Origin of the sequence: Rhizobium sullae, assembly GCF_900169785.1 — a bacterium.
Lineage (GTDB): Bacteria > Pseudomonadota > Alphaproteobacteria > Rhizobiales > Rhizobiaceae > Rhizobium > Rhizobium sullae.
On record NZ_FWER01000197.1, the window covers coordinates 1 to 436 of the forward strand.

A 436-nucleotide genomic window follows, 5' to 3' on the forward strand; every position below is an offset into this window, starting at 1 on the left:
CGCCGCAGAAAAATGCTACGGAGTGCCCGCATTCAATATCAACAATATGGAACAGGCCCTCGCGATCATGGAGGCCGCCGATTCGCTCGACGCGCCCGCGATCATGCAGGCTTCTCGGGGCGCCCGAGCCTATGCCAACGACATCATGCTGAAGCACATGATGGATGCGGTCGTCGAAATCTATCCCCACATCCCGGTCTGCGTGCACCTCGATCACGGCAACGAACCGTCCAGTTGCATGACCGCCATTCAAGCCGGCTTCACATCCGTCATGATGGATGGCTCGCTCAAGGCGGATGCCAAAACACCGGCCGATTGGGACTACAATGTCGGGGTCACCAAACAGGTGACGGAGATGGCTCATCTCGGCGGCGTTTCTGTGGAGGGAGAACTCGGCGTCCTAGGTTCGCTGGAGACCGGCATGGGCGAAGCCGAG

Annotated in this window: 1 protein-coding gene; it reads left to right on the forward strand. The window is 59.6% G+C overall.

From position 1 onward, the window contains the following. A partial coding sequence (locus BN1800_RS39745) for a class II fructose-bisphosphate aldolase (protein ID WP_179214041.1) occupies positions 1 to 436 on the forward strand: 436 nt, incomplete at both ends.